Consider the following 16,906-nt stretch of genomic DNA (forward strand, 5'->3'; position numbering starts at 1 on the left):
TATGAAGATTTTAAGCCTAGAATTTGAAAACCTGAACTCTTTGAAAGGACGTTGGAAACTCGATTTTACCCAATCACCGTTTGCGGAAAATGGCCTGTTTGCGATTACTGGCCCAACAGGGGCGGGTAAAACCACCATTCTTGATGCGATTTGTTTGGCATTGTTCCACCGCACGCCGCGCTTAAAGAGCATTGCTAAAGGCAACAACGAATTAATGACGCGTGGTACGGGTGAGTGTTTTGCTGAGCTGGAGTTTGAAGTGCAGGGCAAAACTTACCGCTCTAACTTCCACCAAAAGCGAGCGCGTGGAAAACACGATGGCGCATTACAAACGCCAACGTGTGAATTTGCCGATGCTGACACCGACAAAGTCTTAGAGACCATGCTGACTAAGAAGACCAAGTTGGTGGAGCAGGTAACCGGTCTCGATTTTTCACGCTTCACCAAATCCATCATGTTGTCTCAGGGTGAGTTTGCGGCGTTCTTAAATGCCAATGCTAACGACCGTGCCGAGCTACTTGAAGAGCTGACGGGAACCGAAGTCTATAGCCTGATTTCAGAGCGTATCTACGATCATTTCAAATCGAGTGAAGAGTCGCTTAATCACCTTAAAGCGAAAGCTGAAGGGGTGAGCTTACTGTCTGAAGAGCAAATACAAGAGCTAACCGCAGAGCGAGAAACGCTAGAAGTTGAGCAGAAGCGTTTAGCCGAGCAATTAAAAGAGTGGCAAGCGCATCTAAGCTGGTGGAAAGACGTGACTAAAGCTGAGCAAACTATTGCGACCAGTGAGCACGATCTTAAAACAGCTCAAGATGAACTAGACCGTAATCAACTTTCACTAGAGCGCTTGGCAAACAGTGAGCCGGCTGAAAAGCTGCGTCCAATGCACAAAGATTTAAAGCGTTGCGAACAAGAGGTGAACACTACTCAAGCACACTTAGATAACAGCACCAAGTTACTTGCCGTTCGTGATGCAGAAAAGCAAGACGCGCAAACTAAACTGACTCAAAGCAGTGCGATAGTCGAACAGGTAAAAACCGAGCAACAAGATCAAGAGAAGATCATCGATCTGGTGCGTCCACTAGATAACCAAATCGCCGTACTCAAAGATAAACAAACTGCGGCCGTTAATGCAGCGAATACGCTAAACGAACAACATACGCAGCAGCGTAATCAACAGATCGTGTTAGCCCAAAAAATAGATGCACTAAAGCAACAAGATCAACTCAGCACTGAGTATTTAAATACACATCAAGCTGACCAACATCTGGAAAAATACCTAGGTCAATGGCAAGCCAAAGTTGAGCAAGTTCGTACTCTAGAGCGTCAGCATGCAGAACAGTTAAACTCAGCGAAGCAAACTTTGTCTGCGGTTGATGCTCAGCAAACGGTCATCAAATCTGCACAAGACGCTAAAGCAACGCAAGACAAAACTTTAGCTGAATTGGTTGTGCTAGAGAGTAGTGCGAAGCAACAGTGGGAAGCATTGCAAGGCGATACCAGTGAACAGGTGCTGAATGCGCAAAAAGATCTATTGGAGTTTTGGAATCGCAATACCCACTCATTACTTGAGATCAATCGTGGCTTCCTAAATGCTCAGCAACAGCTGCACGCGAAAACACAGGCACATCAAACCAACACCCAGTTGGTCGACAAGCTTTCGAAAGAACGTGAAGTGTTGGTGGAGCGATATAAAGAGAAAGAGACTTCGCTTGAGCGATTAACGCGATTGATTGATCAAGAAGGCGAATTAGCAAAATACCGTGCAGCTCTAGAATCTGGATCTGAATGCCCATTGTGTGGTTCAACAGAGCATTCGATTGAACAGTCGCAAGATATTGCAAATTTGGTTGCTCAAAAAGAAACGGAAAACCTAGAGCTAACGGCTATCAAAAAAGAAGGCCAAGAGCATCGTCAGCAGTTAGATTCTCTTGCCCCTATGATTGCCGCGCTGAACGATGACATTCAGCGAGCGCAAGCGGATATTCAGCAGGCTCAAATGAATTGGCAAGGCGTTGTCGGCAAGCTTCAGCAGAGCTTATCGGATTTCGTTGGCACGGCTCCTGAACTGGCGCTGCTGACGATTAACGATTTAGGCAATGAAGCTACGGTTGCAACCTTTGCTCAGCAGTGTGAACTTCAACTAAGTCAGAGCGCACAGCAACTCAAAGCGTTGAGTGATGCTAAAGCGCATTATGCCGAAGCTGAGAAACAACGCCTGTCTGTAAGTGTTATGGCTGACAAGGCGCAGTCTAATCTCGAGTTGGCCGAGCAACGCTTAGCGGATCTGAATAAGCAAAACCAAGTCGCAAACGAGCAAGTGACTCAGATCATTCAAGCGAAAGAGCAGCAATGGATCGCTTTGAAAGAGAGCATTGTTCAAACTTCTATCGAAGCGCCTGAACTTGAACATATCGATGATTGGTTTACTGCGAAATCACAGGCATCAAGCACATGGCAGCAAACCAAACAGCAACAGGCCGACATTGAGAAGCAACTGATTACTCAAAATGCTGAACTGAAAACCTTAGACGACAAGCTAAGCAGTGTTGAGAAAGAGCTTGCGACACTGACGCAAGAGAGTGAGTCTCTAGTGCTAGAACTGACTCGTCTAACGGCTGAAAGAACAGAATTGTTTGGTGACAAAGACATTCAAGCCACCAGCAATGCGATGAAGCAAAAAGTCACTGAAGCGGTTAATGCATTTGATGCCGCTCAGTTAGTGCTTAACCGCTGCGAACTGGAACACCGAACCGAGCAAACCAAACACACTGGTTTCTCGGACGAGTTGGGCAGTAAGCAATCGAGCTACACACAAGCGTCGAATGCTTGGTTAGAAGCGCTGAAAGCTAGCCCATTTGAAGGTGAGGTTGATTTTGAAGCAGCGTTGTTAGATGAAGAGGTTAGAACTCAACTTAAAAGCCTGAAGAAGTCTTTAGATGAAGCGATTGTCAGTGCACAAGCAAGGTTGAACACAGCTAAAGCAGCGCAACTGGATCTACAAAATCACGAAAATGCGAAAGCATGGCAAGAGCAAAACCAGCAGCAAGTTGAAGAAGCGACGACTGAGTGTCAAAACGAACAGCAAAGCCATGCAACCAAGATCGGTGCAATTTCTGCCAATCTTGAAACGGATAGCCAGAACCGAAGTAATCAGCAAGATCTGTTCAAACAGATCGACGAGCAACAAGTCGAGTTTGATGATATCTCACGTCTTAACTCACTTATCGGCTCAAAGAACGGCGATAAATTCCGTAAGTTTGCCCAAGGTTTAACGTTGGAAAACTTGGTGTACCTTGCGAACAAGCAGCTACAACGTTTGCATGGTCGTTACGAGCTAAAACGTAAAGCCGACGATGGTTTAGAACTGCAAGTGCTCGACACTTGGCAGGGCGATGTTATGCGTGACACTAAGACTTTGTCCGGCGGCGAAAGCTTTTTGGTGAGCTTGGCGCTGGCATTAGCACTTTCTGATCTTGTGAGCTACAAAACCAGTATTGATTCTCTGTTCTTAGATGAAGGTTTCGGTACGCTGGATAGTGAGACATTAGACATTGCTCTAAACGCGCTGGATAACTTGAATGCATCAGGCAAAATGATTGGTGTGATTAGCCACGTTGAAGCATTGAAAGAGCGAGTACCCGTTCAGCTTAAAGTGACAAAACACTCAGGCTTAGGTGTGAGTGAGATGGAGAAGCAGTACAAGGTTGTCGCTTAGCGTATAGCTATCTTCCATCAGTGCAGAAATAGAAGCAGAGCTAGATGAAGCAGTTCCCCGACTCAGTCGTTCCTCCTTCTCGAGGATGACGGAGTCGGGGGCTGTTATCAATCATTCCGCCGCCACTCCTTAAAGTCAGGAGCGTTCAAAAAGTAGCCGTCACTCCCTAAAGTGAGAAACGAGCGTAATAGGGAATCTCCAGTAAACGCAGGAAGTGGACTCATCCAAAAGGAAACGACCATGCACAAGAAGCCTCATTTACCGACTAAGACATGTCCTGTTTGCCAAAAGCCTTTCGCATGGCGTAAAAAATGGCAGCGCTGTTGGGATGACGTGATCTACTGTTCAGAACGTTGTCGTCGTAATAAATCTTAGTCCCATACTCTTGAACAGATCAGCTCATTCCTCATGATCTAAAGCCCTTAACTCTAATATTTCCTTCCTTTGTCATCATTTTGATGATCCTTTAATCGTTTCGTCATTCATTTCTCAAGTTAATATTTCTATCTGTAAGATAAGTGATGTATAAAGGCGGCATGAAGATACCTAAAAGAATACAGCCTTTAGTTGACGATGGTTTGGTCGACGAGGTGACAAGCCAACTCATGAGTGGCAAAGAAGCATCGGTGTACATCGTACGCTGCGGCGATACGATCCGTTGTGCTAAGGTATATAAGGAAATTAGCCAACGCAGCTTTAAAAAAGCGACCGCGTATCGTGAAGGCCGAAAAGTCCGAAATAGCCGCCGTGCTCGAGCGATGGAAAAAGGCTCTGGCTTTGGTCGTGAACAACAAGAAAAGGTTTGGCAGAGTGCCGAAGTGGATGCCTTATACAAACTGGCAGAAGCGGGCGTACGTGTGCCTGTCCCTTACGGTTGCTTTGATGGCGTGCTGCTTATGGAACTGGTCACTGACGATGATGGTTATGTTGCACCACGTTTGAACGATGTCGTGATGTCAGCAGAGCAAGCGATCGAAGACCACGCCGTGATGATGACTTACGTAGTTAAAATGCTGTGTGTTGGTTTGATCCATGGTGACTTGTCTGAGTTCAACGTATTGGTGGATGAGTACGGCCCAGTAATTATCGATCTACCGCAAGCGGTTGACGCTTCGGCGAACAACAACGCTGAGTGGATGCTGGCTCGTGACATCAATAACATCCGTGATTATTACGCTCAGTTTGCTCCTGAATTGGCGAAAACCGAGTATGCCAAGGAAATGTGGGCGCTGTACGAGAAAGGCGACTTAAAGCCAGACAGCAAGCTGACGGGTGAGTTTACGGAAACGGACGACTTGGCTGATATCGAAGCCATCATGCAAGAGATAGACGCTGCGCGAACTGAAGAGCAACACCGACGTGAACGTGCGAAAGAAGAAAAAGAAGGTGTCGATGACAGCAAGTTCAATTGGGCTGAGTAATCGTGATCATCAGTTTTGATCTTGTGCTAGATATCAACCAAACGCCTTAAAAAACTGAGGCGTTCTTTCAAAAAACAACCCAATGGAGCCTCAACTCTGTTGGGTTTTCTTTTTTAGCACTAACGAAAGACGGCAACTCGTATCAACTACCAATTTAACTGCTCGCCATCATAAGCGTAGAAGTGCCCACTTTTGTCCGGTGTGGCAGTGCGAATGATATCGACTAATTGATGGGCGACATAGCTCGATTCGAACAACTTGCCTTCAGGGACATTGGTCTGAAAAGGCTTCGACAGAGCGGTGTCTGTCGTGCCCGGGTGCAGAGCCAACACGGTGCCTTTCTTAATGGTGCGTTGCCATTCTATCGACATGGTTTTGATGAACATGTTGAGGGCTGCTTTCGATGAGCGATAGCTATACCAACCGCCTAATCTGTTGTCTGAAATGCTACCTACCTTTGCGGATACCACAGCAAATTTTGGATTGTCACTCGCTCTAAGAATCGGCGTGAAGTGCTTTGCCAATAATAAGCTCGGTAGGGTGTTCACAGAGATGTTTTTGAGGAAAAAATCAGGGTCGATGGACGACAAGTTTTTCTCCGGTCCAAGATCTGGAGTGTGGAGCATACCCACGCAGTTGATCAACCAATCAAGTTGCTCAAACTCAGAACTCAAACGCTTAATATCAGCTTCGTTGGTCGCGTCGACTTTGTGCCAGCTCAAGCGATTGTTTTCTAGTTCCGGCTGTTGAGAGTGGTAAGTCGCGTCTACATGCACATCAAGAAAATCAAACCGAGAGAGCTCAGATAATAGGTGTTTAACCACAGCGAAACCAATACCGCCACTCCCACCGACCACTAATATGTGTAATCTGAGTTGCTCCACCATTATAAGTTCTCCAAGTTTGTGATTCGTTGTTCAGCGGTATCGAGAATCGCTTGTTGTGATTGCTCGTCCATGTTGTCCCAAGAGCGATATAACATGCCCATGCGTGGGTTGCGGTTTAACGCATCGCGGTGTTGGTTCATAAAGCGCCAATACAAGCTATTGAAAGGGCAAGATTGTTCGCCGCTGCGTTCTTTTATCTTGTAGTGACAGCCTTTGCAGTAGTCACTCATGCGGTTGATATAGGAACCGCTGGCAGAGTATGGTTTGGTTCCGACGATCCCGCCATCCGCAAACAGTGCCATACCTCGCGTATTTGGCATTTCAACCCACTCAATCGCGTCGACGTAAATACCAAGGTACCAACTGTCTACTTGGTGAGGGTCTATACCCGTGATTAAACAGAAGTTGCCAGTGATCATTAACCTTTGGATGTGGTGCGCGTAAGCAAATTCAAGAGACTGGTCAATCGCATGCTTCATGCAGTTCATCTTGGTTTGTCCATCCCAAAAGTAATGGGGAAGGTTGTTGTTTGCTGAGTAATGGTTTTTGTTGGAGTAAGCAGGCATGTTCGCCCAATAGACGGCGCGTATGTATTCACGCCACCCCAGTATTTGGCGTACAAACCCTTCGATCTGTGCAATGTCGATGCTTGGTTTATCTGGTGAACTGTCTCGAAGACAGGATGATTGGTGGGCCGACAGTGCTGCATCAATCACTTCTTTAGGGCTCAACAGTTTACTGTTCAACGAAAACGAAATACGGCTATGATACAAGCTCCATTTAGATTCGTGCTCTGTCGTCATCGCATCTTGAAACTGCCCAAATAACGGTAAGCAAACTTGGCAGAAATGGGCGAGCAAAGACAAGCTTTGTGCGCGGTTCACCGGCCATAATAATTGGCTGCTAACTTGACCAATGGTTTGCACTTGGTGGCGCTCGATACGCTGCAAAATGTCTGTTATGTCATTGGTAAACATCAAAGGCTGAGGCAGGTTTTCGATGTCTTGTTTCTTGAGTTTCTTTCGATTGTTCGCGTCGTAATTCCATTTGCCGCCAACTGGCTTTCCGTCTTCTAGTAAAATGTCGAAACGCTTTCTCATTCGGCGATAGAAGTGTTCCATCATGATGTGTTTGTCTTTTGGAAACTGTTGTTCGATCTCCTCGAATGGAAAGAGGAAGTGTTCGGTATCACAACAACCTTTGGTTGCATTGGTGAGCTTGAGCTTGTTCATCTGCTCTAAGAGGCGATATTCATCTGGCCTTTGATATTCAAACTTCTCTGCGCCGAATTCGTGTACATAGTGCTTTAGAAGTGTATCTAGGTTTTCAAATTGCGTTGTGTCGTCAAGAGTGAGGTGGAGTACTTGATGGCCTTGTTCTTTGAGTCCGTCAGCGAAGTAACCCATCGCACAGAAAAACGCGGCCACTTTTTGAATGTGAGATGCGACATAATCCGTTTCTTGTTTGAGCTCAGCAATGATGTAAATAACGTCATCGTTAACCTGTCGAAACCATGAGTGCTCTATATTTAGCTGGTCTCCTAATACAAGTCGTACCGTTTTAAATTTCATAATGCGTCCTGGTTTGTGAGGCTTGTTGTGACTGCGTTACCGCCTGACCATTGATTGATGAAGGCATGGTCTGGGTCGTACATTTCAGTCTGCTTGGCCAAATCAAAATGGCGTGATTTAGGTTGTAATTGGTTTTTCGTCTGGTTGTTGCGGGCGGGTTGATTGAGAGCCCCGGCGATATACGCCCAATTTCCCCAATTAGATGCCACGTCATAGTCGACAAGTTGGCTTTCGAAATAGGCCGCGCCGTGTCGCCAGTCGACGCCCAACTCATAAATCAAACAGCTTGCGGCTAACTGCCTTCCGCGATTGGACATGTAGCCAGTCGCATTAAGTTGGCGCATACATGCATCGACAATCGGGTAGTTGGTGTTACCGCTCTTCCATTTGGAAAAATTAAGGCTTGCCGATTGAGTACTACTCTCTGCTATAACGGGGTTTGTGTATGAGCCTGTAAATAACGATGCCTTCAACGACATGCACTTCCAATAAAAATACTCTCGCCACAACAGCTCGAAATAGATCCAGTAGGTTGAATCATTGGAACCATTATGCGACTCAAATCGCGTGAGGTGTCTGCAGATTGTTTTTGGTGAGACACAACCTGATGCGAGCCACGGTGAAAACTTGGTCGAGTTCTCGACGCCATCCAACGCATTCCGAGTCTGTTTATAGCAGATCGCGTAATTGCGTGAGAAGTAGTGATCGAGATGTATTAATCCCGATGTTTCACCGCCTTTAAAGCTTTGCTCGCTCGCCAAATCACCCGTCATAAAAAGGGAGGTTTCTGAGTGACAGTGTGACGTTTTTGTTAGGTCTGGTGCTGGTGGTAACGTCGTTATGGTCAAACTTTGTGTATCGACAGACAAGTGTTCGATGAGTTTTCTGAATTTGGTAAACGAGCGGGGTAATTTGTCTAACGTAAAAGGGAAGTCATCGAGCTCAAACAAAGTCGAGTTATGAGATTGAATCGCAGTTAAGTTCGGGCAGTCAGCCAACGTTGATTGCACTAGCTGTTGCTCGTCGTAGCTACAATGAACATTTGCAAACAAGTGAGTGACGTTTAGATCAGAGATAATCTCGTTGAGCGAGTATTTAATGTTACCGCTTTTATCTTGGTCTTGTGTAAGGACGATCAGTGTTTGTTCTAGGTCGTTCAGGTTAGCCTTAAGATCGCTTATCGATTGTGAAATGAAAGCTATGCGTTGAGCGCCATATTGCTGTTCTTGGGCGAGCTGTGCTGAGTAGTGAGACAGAAGCGGTTCGACAACCACACAAACGAGCTCATCGACGATTTGGCTTGCTTGGTAAAGTAGCGCATTGTCGTTGGTTCTTAAGTCGTTTGTAAAAAGATACAGGCCAATCTTTTTCATTACTTCCACTCGGCGATTTGTTAATTATTAGACGCTTACGAGTTGATAAGCTGACAAGATCACAAATTTCTACTCTAAGTGGGTAATAGCAGATTTCGGTCAGGATCAGGGTGTTGAAGAGGGTATCAAGCCAACCAATAATACCGATAGAGGTTGGCAATGCAGGCTAGTTTTGAGTGTCGAACTGCAGCTTCTATTCCATAGGAACAACGAGAATATCGATAGGGGAAGTATCGATGATCTGTTTAGAATGGGAGATGAGCTTATGCCAAAAATCATGGTGATGGCCACATAGCAATAGGTCAACGCCGTTTACTTCGATGGCATTTTTGAGCTTATCGTTCAAGTCACCGGTTCCCACGAAAATGTGCTTGATTGGGTGCTTGGCGTACGCCTCAAACTCTCTTAAATGCTTAACGGCATCTTCATTGATGGGTAAATCACCGTCATTTCCTTGAATATCAACGAGTTCTGGATAAATTTCTCCATGCGTACCATCGATATAAACAAACGAAATGCCAGCCTCCAGTTTATCAGCGAAGAAGGTCGCTCTATCAATGAGAATCTTGGTGTCGTCAGACAGTTCAAGTGCGACCAGAATATGTCGGTAATCCATAATTAAAGCCTCTTGTTGTGAGTTATGTAACAAGCATAGTTTCTGTTGGCGCAAATGATATCGAAGAGATCTCATATTGCGTAAAATCATCATTCAATGTTCTTCTAAGCACTATCGTATTTATATCGCTTTGATTGATAAGAAATTTACAAAAGGTTGATATAGTGGTTGAAGCGCTAGCTTATGCTGTTAGATAGGCTTGATAGTTCAATGCGCCAATAACGAAGAGGCATTAATGACAGCACTACTAACCATTCCCACTCGAACATTAGGTTTCGACTACGACATTGAGATCCGAGACTGGTCTCAAAAGCTCGTCGGCTTTCATGTGTTTGACGATGGTAGACGACCGCTTGATGGGGGCATTGGGCTGAGCCTCAACCTTGTTGAGCAGTTTGACGTGAATGGTCGTTGGCTAAATTCATTACCTGCGCGCTATCGTGAAATCACCGACGACTTTCCAGAATACCAATACCAGATGCTGTGGCTTGCCGCGAATACCTATGAAGCCGCGCAATTGCTTGAATTAAGGCCTGTTATTTTGGCTTTGATCTGTATGAAGCACAGCGTCGACAACAAGAAAGCATTGGCACTGAGTCGCTTAGGGCAGAAGAAGATCCTTGCTAAGTTGGGTTTAGACAGCAGCAAGGCGACACTCAAATTCATCGACAAGCTAGAGCTTCATTACAACGTTGGTGATGAACTCGACCACATTGTTCGCATTCTCGAGCCGTTACAAAGACGAGTCCTTAAGTTTAAGCACTACTCAAAAGTTGGATACACAGCCCTGCGTTTGGATCAAGTTCATCCATTTCTTACTGGTAGCCGATTAGGGATTGCAATGGTGGAAGAGGGCAGACTTAATGCACCGTCGAAGATGGCGATGTTCCAAGATGCGATATTGCTAGGGCAAGATTTGGAGATGGATGATCCACTGCGCGCGATTACCAGTCAGAACTCTTTTGCGATGTTTGAACAACTGCATGATCGCTGGACGGAGCAACGCCAATTACGTCGTTTGGAAGGCAATCGCCCAATGGATAAAGACATCCCTTATCCCGTTCCTTTGCTCGGCAATGACAACATTCATCCGCTCACGGATTATTATGACCTTGAACACGAAGGTATAGAGCAGAAGCACTGTATTGGCGTGTATCACAACCGAATCATGAGCGATCGTTATGTGGTGTTCCGCATGCTCAAGCCTCAGCGCTTAACCATAGGTTTACGCCGCGTTCCGAGCAAAGCATTCCCTTTTGAAATAGACCAAATCTGCGGAAAGCGGAATGCACCGCCGTCGGAATCCGCTCGCCAAGTGATTCACGACTGGTTAGAAGCGAGTAAGCAAAAATATCCTAAGCAATAGCAGTGAAGTAAAGGAATGACTCATATGTATCAACAAGGTGATTTATGCCCGCATTGTGGTTTGATTATTGTGATGCCTACGGATCTACAAGGTGAATGCCTAGGATGCGGCGAAGAAATCAATCAAGACCCAGCAGGCGATTACGACGAAGAAGAGTAGCTTTACCTACACTTAGATTGAAAAAGGCTAGGATAGCCGAATCACACCCTTTCAAAGGACGGAAAAAATGCAGAAAGTAATCTTTAGAAATTGCGATGAAAGCTCACCTTATTGGCATGAGTTAGAGGACTTATTTCAAAGCGAATGGTCTGATTTCAAGTTTAAAGATACCTATAAAGAAAACGTACAACTCCCTCCAGTAATAACAGTACTTCGCGATAATGTGGTCATTGGTGGCTTGGCGTATTCCTATTTTCAAGAACCTCACCAAGTTCGTGATGTAGTGTGGATCAACGCCGTGTTCGTCGCCCCTCAATGGCGCGGTCAAGGCATTGCCAGTGAACTGATTAATCGTGGTGTCAGACAGGTTTCTTCTGCAGTGCAAACTCAACTCTACGCGTACACCAATATCATGGGTCTCTACCAAGGGCTAGGTTGGTCAATCGTAAATATCGAATCAGAACCGAACCATAAAGTGATGAGTATTGAGCTTAATCGATAAGCTCGGAATAAAAGCCTGATATTAGTTTATCTGCCGTTCGAGTAATGAATTTCTCCCTTTCATCCATAATGCATAAACCTGTTAAATTTTCGTTGAAACTCATGCCGATATCGCGTTTAAATCAAACAACTAGCTGTTGATTAAAACGATCAAGACGATTTATTGCAGCAGTTGTTGAGCACAAAGCCTATATTGACTAGAATGACGCACTTTTTTTATTTACGTACATACAGGTAATGAACATGAGCGATACTAATTCAAGACCAGCTTTACCAGATCATCTTGCAGGCAACCCACGCAGCCCACACCACGTTGCTGAGTGTTTCGAATACCCAATCGGCATTCGTCTAAATGGTAAAGAGCGTACTGATGTTGAAGAATACTGCATCAGCGAAGGTTGGGTTAAGATCCCTTCTCCAAAAGCGCTAGATCGTTTTGGTCAGCCAATGCTTATTACTCTAAAAGGCACTGTAGAAGCTTTTTACATCGACGCATAATCACTTCGTGTGGCTAGCTAATACTTCGAGTAAATAGCTATGTTTGCTTAATTAGCCAACATAAAGCCACCAAGCGTTATTACCTAAAAGGGTCTAGAGAAATCTAGACCCTTTTTGTTTGCATTGATTTTGGCGAACTTCTTTAACTAATAGCCCAAACCACCTTCATAACTCCACAGACTCTACCAAAATTGTTGTTATTCACTATGCATTCGCATTAATAACAAAGTTGTTGTTGGTTGATTTATGTTCGCTCGCTCTTTTTTGGTTTGTTCACTCTCGAAAGTTCTGATGTTTAATTAACCAGATACAAACAAAAATATGAAGCGTAGTCTAATTAAATGAAACTAATATGCTGTATTTAAAGTTATTTTTTGTTAATGACTACCTCTATCACAGAAATTAATCCTGAAGCACATACAATGCCCTGACTTTCGAATGAGCGCTAAATTTTTTCGTTCGAGCATTTTTATTTCTATCGCCCAATACACATGAGGTTCCTATGTTTGGAATATTCAAACCTATGGCGCATATCGATCGCTTATCTACCGATAAGATCGATAGCACCTATACACGATTACGATGGCAGCTTTTTCTCGGCATTTTTGTTGGTTATGCGGGATACTATTTAGTCCGCAAAAACTTCAGTTTGGCGATGCCATATCTTATTGAACAAGGATACAGTCGCGGAGAGCTCGGGGTTGCTTTGGCCGCAGTTTCCATTGCTTACGGTCTATCTAAATTTTTAATGGGTAGCGTTTCTGATCGTTCTAATCCTCGTTATTTCCTCAGTGGCGGCTTGTTAATGTCGGCATTGGTCATGTTCTGCTTTGGTTTCATGCCATGGGCGACAGGAAGCATCACTGCGATGTTTATCCTGCTGTTCTTGAATGGTTGGTTTCAGGGCATGGGCTGGCCAGCTTGTGGGCGAACCATGGTTCACTGGTGGTCACGAAAAGAACGTGGTGAGATCGTATCGGTATGGAACGTTGCTCACAACGTGGGCGGTGGATTAATTGGTCCAATGTTCCTGTTGGGTCTATGGGCTTTCAATGACGATTGGCGAACCGCTTTTTATGTTCCTGCATTTTTTGCCACTCTCGTTGCTATTTTTGTTTGGTTCACAGTAAGAGATACGCCTCAGTCTTGTGGTCTACCTCCAATTGAAGAGCACAAAGACGATTACCCAGACGACTACGATACGTCTCATGAGAAAGAAATGACGGCGAAAGAGATCTTCTTTAAGTACGTTTTCTCTAACAAACTGTTGTGGTCAATCGCGATTGCTAACGCGTTTGTTTACCTTATCCGTTATGGTGTACTCGATTGGGCTCCGGTTTACTTAAAAGAAGCGAAAGACTTCTCAGTAGATAAATCGTCTTGGGCTTACTTCTTGTACGAGTGGGCAGGTATTCCTGGCACTTTATTGTGTGGTTGGATTTCAGATAAGTTGTTTAAAGGCCGACGTGCACCTGCAGGGATCCTGTTCATGGTACTCGTGACTGTTGCTGTGTTGGTGTACTGGCTGAACCCAGCAGGTAACCCAACGGTTGATATGTTGGCATTGGTTGCGATTGGTTTCCTTATCTATGGCCCTGTAATGCTGATCGGCTTGTATGCACTGGAACTTGCACCTAAGAAAGCGGCGGGTACAGCTGCTGGTCTAACTGGTTTGTTTGGTTACTTAGGTGGCGCGGTTGCTGCGAACGCAATACTCGGTTTTATGGTTGACCATTACGGTTGGGATGGCGGCTTCATTATTTTGGTCGGCGCTTGTGTGGCTTCAATAATCTGTCTGCTGTACGCCTTTTTAGGTGAGCGTGCGCACCATAAACAAAAAGATCTTGAACGAGAGAAAGAAGCGCTAGCTCAGTAGTGTATTTACTGAATCACATCTATAAATAACAACAGAGGCAGGTATATCCTGCTTCTGTTTTATCAAGGGAAACAATAATGAAAACAACGTCACTGTCTCTGACCTTATTAGCACTAAGCTTATCTGCAAATGTATTCGCCGATCCTTTAGTGATTGCGCATCGCGGTGCTTCTGGTTATTTGCCTGAACACACATTGCCCGCTAAAGCGCTCGCTTATGCGATGAAACCTGACTACATCGAACAAGATGTCGTGATGACCAAAGACGACCAATTGGTGGTTTTGCATGATCACTATCTAGACCGAGTCACCGATGTCGCGGATCGCTTTCCAACACGCGCTCGTAAAGATGGCCGCTATTACGCGATTGATTTTACGCTCGCTGAGATCAAATCATTAAAGGTGACCGAAGGCTTTAACTTAGATGAACAAGGTAATAGAGTAGCAGGGTACCCAACGCGCTTCCCAATGTGGCAGTCTGATTTCCGTGTCGCTACCTTTGCTGAAGAAATCGAGCTGATCCAAGGCTTGAATAAGACCCTTGGTTATAACGTGGGTATCTACCCAGAAATCAAAGCACCTTGGTTCCATCGTCACGAAGGCAAAGACATCTCCAAAGCGGTACTTGCGACCTTGCATCAATATGGTTACCTATCGAAAGGCGACAAAGTGTATTTGCAGTGTTTCGACGCCAATGAACTTCAACGTATTAACGATGAGCTCATGCCTGCGATGGAAATGGATCTTAAGCTCGTTCAGTTGATGGCCTATACAGATTGGAATGAAACCATGACGTACCAAGGTGACAAAGCAACGCCTTACAGTTATGACTGGATGTTTGAAGCTGGTGGCATGGAAAAAGTGGCGACTTATGCGGAAGGAATTGGTCCTTGGAAGCCAATGTTGGTAGACGATGCATCGACCAAAAATAACATCATTATTAAACCGTTAATGAAATCAGCAAAAGAAGCGGGCTTAGACGTTCACCCGTACACGTTCCGTGCCGACCCAGGAAGAATCCCAGCTTATGCCGATAATTTTGATGGCATGTTGGATGTCTTCTACAACCAAGTGAAAGTCGATGGTGTGTTTACCGACTTCCCAGACAAAGCGGTCGACTTCTTGAACCGTTAGTATCCTGTCAGTTACGAGCTATTAGTAACGAGATATTCAGAGCCAAAAGCACACACTAAAGCTGTTTTTGGCTCTTCTTTCACTTTTTGGATCTTTTTGTATTGGCCTCGAAATCCTTCCGATATTCTTCTTTCTCAGCCCACATTTTGATATTCACTCGGTTTACAGCAATAACCTGACTTGATAGGTTACTCCCAATGCAGCCAGATGCTTAATCTATAAGTGTTTATCGGTTCAACCTAATATTGAATTTGGAAAGATCATGGAACAAAGAAGCGAAGCTTATCTTGATAGCTACCTCAACACATTGCCAGCAGAAGTTGCTTCGCAATACACCTCCTTTAGTGCTGATTATTACTGCGCCGACGAGTACAACGCCAACCTTTGCGCGCAGTTGATTTTAAAAGGTGAAAAACAGGCGTCCTGCGGCCTTGAACACTGGTATACCTATGAAGGCGAGACGAGACCCATAGTAGGTCACTTACAAGTCGTCACTGACTGGGATGGCAAACCGGTTTGCATTGTAGAGATCACTTCAGTCTCACAGTGCAAATACAACGAAGTTACTGCTGAGTTTGCTGCCGCCGAAGGCGAGGGTGATAAAACACTTGAATGGTGGCGAGAAGCGCACTGGAACTTCTTCTCTCGTGAATGTGAAGAGCTCAAGATCTCACCAAGTGAAGACATGTTACTTATGTTGGAACGCTTCAAAGTGGTTTATCAATAGTGAAGTCCCCGCTCGTGATGTGTTGAATCGGAAGGCATGGCACTTTAGCCTTCATTTGACCAATACAAGATAACTAACAATCACAAGGAGAGTGATGTGAAGATAGCGATATTGGATGACTATCAGAACGTCGTTAAAGACCTCAACTGTTTCCAGAAACTTGAACAACATGATGTCACGGTATTTACCGATACTTACTCAGAGCAAGAGCTCGTCGCTAAGTTGGTCTCGTTTGAAGCCATTGTGCTCATTCGTGAAAGAACCGAGATCACCGAATCTTTGTTATCACAACTCCCCAACCTCAAGCTGATTAGCCAGACGGGCAAAGTGAGCAACCATATCGACCCGCAAATGTGCGAACGATTTGGTGTTACCGTTTTAGAAGGTCGAGGCTCGCCTGTTGCGCCCTCCGAGCTATGTTGGGCGTTGATTATGACTGCATCGCGCCACATTCCGACTTATGCTTCAAACCTTAAACAGAACCAGTGGCAGGATTCTGGCTCATTAGGGTTAGGTCGAACTTTGAAGGACTTGAAGCTAGGTATTTGGGGCTACGGAAAAATCGGAAAATGCATTGCACAATACGCCCAAGCATTTGGGATGTCTGTCGTAGTGTGGGGGAGCCAAGCTTCACGCGATCAAGCACAAGCAGATGGCTTCGAAGCAGCAGCAACCAAACAAGACTTCTTTCGAGAAATTGATGTTCTTTCTTTGCATTTGCGTTTGAATGATGTGACCAGAGGATGTGTTACGGCATACGACCTCAGCTTGATGAAGCCGGACTCACTGTTTGTGAACATCAGCCGTGCCGAGTTAGTCGAACCGATGGCCTTGTATCATGAACTACACGAGATACCGACCAAAACTGCCGCTATTGATATGTTCGATTGTGAGCCTGTAACAGAGAACACTGAACCGTTACTGTCCTTAACAAACGTCACGGCAACGCCACATTTGGGCTATGTTGAACAAAATAGCTACGAACTCTACTTCGATATCGCTTTCGACAACATTCTGTCCTATCAAAGAGATGGCATGTAGCGATAGAATCCGCCCAAAG

15 protein-coding genes are annotated in these 16,906 nt (G+C 45.1%); 11 read left to right on the forward strand and 4 right to left on the reverse strand.

The window, feature by feature from the left end; genetic code table 11:
- Nucleotide 1 precedes the first annotated feature (1 nt).
- From AC3CH3_RS07355 to AC3CH3_RS07365, 3 genes are all read left to right on the forward strand, one after another.
- Nucleotides 2-3,718, forward strand: coding sequence for an SbcC/MukB-like Walker B domain-containing protein (locus AC3CH3_RS07355; RefSeq protein WP_488538088.1), 3,717 nt, complete (start codon nucleotides 2-4; stop codon nucleotides 3,716-3,718).
- 240 nt (nucleotides 3,719-3,958) lie between these two features.
- On the forward strand, nucleotides 3,959-4,093 hold the full coding sequence (locus AC3CH3_RS07360) for a DUF2256 domain-containing protein (RefSeq protein WP_019823450.1): 135 nt from the start codon (nucleotides 3,959-3,961) through the stop codon (nucleotides 4,091-4,093).
- Between the two features lie 161 nt (nucleotides 4,094-4,254).
- Nucleotides 4,255-5,139, forward strand: coding sequence for a PA4780 family RIO1-like protein kinase (locus AC3CH3_RS07365; RefSeq protein ID WP_029405529.1), 885 nt, complete (start codon nucleotides 4,255-4,257; stop codon nucleotides 5,137-5,139).
- Nucleotides 5,140-5,285: 146 nt separating this feature from the next.
- On the opposite strand, the gene AC3CH3_RS07370 is transcribed toward AC3CH3_RS07365, so the two are convergent.
- The 4 genes from AC3CH3_RS07370 to AC3CH3_RS07385 all read right to left on the reverse strand — a co-directional run bounded on the left by AC3CH3_RS07370 (nucleotide 5,286) and on the right by AC3CH3_RS07385 (nucleotide 9,586).
- The gene (locus AC3CH3_RS07370; RefSeq protein WP_019823452.1) at nucleotides 5,286-6,026 is read right to left on the reverse strand and encodes an SDR family oxidoreductase; all 741 of its coding nucleotides are present in this window, start codon (nucleotides 6,024-6,026) and stop codon (nucleotides 5,286-5,288) included.
- Complete coding sequence (locus AC3CH3_RS07375) at nucleotides 6,026-7,597, reverse strand: cryptochrome/photolyase family protein (RefSeq protein WP_488538089.1); 1,572 nt, start codon at nucleotides 7,595-7,597, stop codon at nucleotides 6,026-6,028. Before AC3CH3_RS07375 ends, AC3CH3_RS07370 begins: the two co-directional genes overlap by 1 nt.
- Nucleotides 7,594-8,970 (reverse strand): DASH family cryptochrome, encoded by a 1,377-nt coding sequence (locus AC3CH3_RS07380; RefSeq protein ID WP_019823454.1) that lies wholly within the window; start codon nucleotides 8,968-8,970, stop codon nucleotides 7,594-7,596. The genes AC3CH3_RS07375 and AC3CH3_RS07380 overlap by 4 nt, the downstream gene beginning before the upstream one ends.
- Before the next feature lie 193 nt (nucleotides 8,971-9,163).
- Entirely contained in the window at nucleotides 9,164-9,586 is a 423-nt protein-coding gene (locus AC3CH3_RS07385; protein WP_019823455.1) for a universal stress protein, read from the reverse strand.
- 235 nt (nucleotides 9,587-9,821) lie between these two features.
- Here AC3CH3_RS07385 and AC3CH3_RS07390 point away from each other — a divergent pair, with 235 nt between their 5' ends.
- The 8 genes from AC3CH3_RS07390 (at nucleotide 9,822) to AC3CH3_RS07425 (ending at nucleotide 16,887) form a co-directional block, all read left to right on the forward strand.
- The gene (locus AC3CH3_RS07390) at nucleotides 9,822-10,952 is read left to right on the forward strand and encodes a PcfJ domain-containing protein (protein ID WP_019823456.1); all 1,131 of its coding nucleotides are present in this window, start codon (nucleotides 9,822-9,824) and stop codon (nucleotides 10,950-10,952) included.
- Between the two features lie 15 nt (nucleotides 10,953-10,967).
- A complete protein-coding gene (locus AC3CH3_RS07395) occupies nucleotides 10,968-11,111 on the forward strand; it encodes a hypothetical protein (RefSeq protein ID WP_158008806.1) in 144 nt (47 codons plus the stop codon).
- A 67-nt stretch (nucleotides 11,112-11,178) separates the two neighbouring features.
- Nucleotides 11,179-11,613, forward strand: a complete 435-nt coding sequence (locus AC3CH3_RS07400) for a GNAT family N-acetyltransferase (protein ID WP_019823458.1) — start codon at nucleotides 11,179-11,181, stop codon at nucleotides 11,611-11,613.
- A 242-nt stretch (nucleotides 11,614-11,855) separates the two neighbouring features.
- Nucleotides 11,856-12,110: a DUF3297 family protein gene (locus AC3CH3_RS07405; RefSeq protein ID WP_017059204.1), complete on the forward strand. Its 255-nt coding sequence runs from the start codon at nucleotides 11,856-11,858 to the stop codon at nucleotides 12,108-12,110.
- A gap of 502 nt (nucleotides 12,111-12,612) precedes the next feature.
- Nucleotides 12,613-13,986 (forward strand): glycerol-3-phosphate transporter, encoded by a 1,374-nt coding sequence (gene glpT / locus AC3CH3_RS07410; RefSeq protein ID WP_019823460.1) that lies wholly within the window; start codon nucleotides 12,613-12,615, stop codon nucleotides 13,984-13,986.
- A gap of 77 nt (nucleotides 13,987-14,063) precedes the next feature.
- A complete protein-coding gene (glpQ, locus tag AC3CH3_RS07415; RefSeq protein WP_488538090.1) occupies nucleotides 14,064-15,119 on the forward strand; it encodes a glycerophosphodiester phosphodiesterase in 1,056 nt (351 codons plus the stop codon).
- A 262-nt stretch (nucleotides 15,120-15,381) separates the two neighbouring features.
- On the forward strand, nucleotides 15,382-15,846 hold the full coding sequence (locus tag AC3CH3_RS07420) for an ASCH domain-containing protein (RefSeq protein WP_488538091.1): 465 nt from the start codon (nucleotides 15,382-15,384) through the stop codon (nucleotides 15,844-15,846).
- Between the two features lie 96 nt (nucleotides 15,847-15,942).
- On the forward strand, nucleotides 15,943-16,887 hold the full coding sequence (locus AC3CH3_RS07425; protein ID WP_488538092.1) for a D-2-hydroxyacid dehydrogenase family protein: 945 nt from the start codon (nucleotides 15,943-15,945) through the stop codon (nucleotides 16,885-16,887).
- Nucleotides 16,888-16,906: the final 19 nt, after the last annotated feature.

This window comes from Vibrio sp. QJM3NY_35 (assembly GCF_057785915.1).

Bases quoted from the DNA above. Each gene is read 5' to 3' on its own strand.
- AC3CH3_RS07400 (WP_019823458.1), top strand. From the start codon at position 11,179: ATGCAGAAAGTAATCTTTAGAAATTGCGATGAAAGCTCACCTTATTGG.
- AC3CH3_RS07385 (WP_019823455.1), bottom strand. From the start codon at position 9,586: ATGGATTACCGACATATTCTGGTCGCACTTGAACTGTCTGACGACACC.
- AC3CH3_RS07365 (WP_029405529.1), top strand. From the start codon at position 4,255: ATGAAGATACCTAAAAGAATACAGCCTTTAGTTGACGATGGTTTGGTC.
- AC3CH3_RS07370 (WP_019823452.1), bottom strand. From the start codon at position 6,026: ATGGTGGAGCAACTCAGATTACACATATTAGTGGTCGGTGGGAGTGGC.
- AC3CH3_RS07355 (WP_488538088.1), top strand. From the start codon at position 2: ATGAAGATTTTAAGCCTAGAATTTGAAAACCTGAACTCTTTGAAAGGA.
- AC3CH3_RS07375 (WP_488538089.1), bottom strand. From the start codon at position 7,597: ATGAAATTTAAAACGGTACGACTTGTATTAGGAGACCAGCTAAATATA.
- AC3CH3_RS07390 (WP_019823456.1), top strand. From the start codon at position 9,822: ATGACAGCACTACTAACCATTCCCACTCGAACATTAGGTTTCGACTAC.
- AC3CH3_RS07395 (WP_158008806.1), top strand. From the start codon at position 10,968: ATGACTCATATGTATCAACAAGGTGATTTATGCCCGCATTGTGGTTTG.
- AC3CH3_RS07360 (WP_019823450.1), top strand. From the start codon at position 3,959: ATGCACAAGAAGCCTCATTTACCGACTAAGACATGTCCTGTTTGCCAA.
- glpQ (WP_488538090.1), top strand. From the start codon at position 14,064: ATGAAAACAACGTCACTGTCTCTGACCTTATTAGCACTAAGCTTATCT.
- AC3CH3_RS07420 (WP_488538091.1), top strand. From the start codon at position 15,382: ATGGAACAAAGAAGCGAAGCTTATCTTGATAGCTACCTCAACACATTG.
- AC3CH3_RS07380 (WP_019823454.1), bottom strand. From the start codon at position 8,970: ATGAAAAAGATTGGCCTGTATCTTTTTACAAACGACTTAAGAACCAAC.
- glpT (WP_019823460.1), top strand. From the start codon at position 12,613: ATGTTTGGAATATTCAAACCTATGGCGCATATCGATCGCTTATCTACC.
- AC3CH3_RS07405 (WP_017059204.1), top strand. From the start codon at position 11,856: ATGAGCGATACTAATTCAAGACCAGCTTTACCAGATCATCTTGCAGGC.